The following is a 265-nucleotide window of genomic DNA, read 5'->3' as shown; positions in this document are numbered from 1 at the left end:
GGCGTAAATATGAAGAATTTTGAAGACTTCTACCGAGAAGCACTCTCTCAGATAAAACATGATATGCGTCACGCGGCGCAAGAACATCCACACCTTGCCCCCTTTACCGCCAAATCTGGTGACCCGGATATTCTCCGGTTACTGGAAGGTTTTTCGCTTCTGGCTGCCGGTCTTCAGCAAAAAATTAATGATGCTTTCCCTGAAGTGGTTAACCCTATTTTACGCAATGTCTGGCCGATACCGTTACATCCTATTCCTTCAACCA

Annotated in this window: 1 protein-coding gene; it reads left to right on the top strand. The window is 46.0% G+C overall.

Annotated elements, in window-relative coordinates:
• Positions 1-9: 9 nt before the first annotated feature.
• The coding region (locus ABR397_RS23890) for a type VI secretion system baseplate subunit TssF (protein WP_350307857.1) at positions 10-265 on the top strand (256 nt) is incomplete at its 3' end.

This window comes from Photorhabdus viridis, from assembly GCF_040256935.1.
Classification (GTDB): Bacteria; Pseudomonadota; Gammaproteobacteria; order Enterobacterales; family Enterobacteriaceae; genus Photorhabdus; species Photorhabdus viridis.
This window is presented reverse-complemented; position numbering and strand designations above follow the sequence as displayed.